Source organism: Spirulina sp. CCY15215 (assembly GCF_016888125.1).
Lineage (GTDB): Bacteria > Cyanobacteriota > Cyanobacteriia > Cyanobacteriales > Spirulinaceae > CCY15215.
The window spans coordinates 1-219 of record NZ_JACSWA010000018.1; the positions used below are offsets into that span (position 1 = coordinate 1).

Sequence of the window (219 nt, forward strand, 5' to 3'; positions counted from 1 at the left end):
GGGAAGAGGAGAATATTGCCCCACAAGTAGCGTTTGAAATTCTCTCGAAAAGTAACAGAAAAGGAGAGATGGAGGATAAATTCAAGTTTTATCAACGGCATGGTATTGAGGAATATTACCTGTACGATCCGAAAAAGAATCGCTTGCAAGGATGGTTGAGAAAGGGAAAAAAGTTAAATGAAATATCACAGATGGAGGGATGGAAAAGTCCGCGTTTGG

1 protein-coding gene is annotated in these 219 nt (G+C 40.2%); it reads left to right on the forward strand.

Translation table 11 applies throughout. The annotated features are described in order from the left end of the window. The coding region (locus JUI58_RS00070) for a Uma2 family endonuclease (RefSeq protein WP_204101729.1) at positions 1–219 on the forward strand (219 nt) is incomplete at both ends.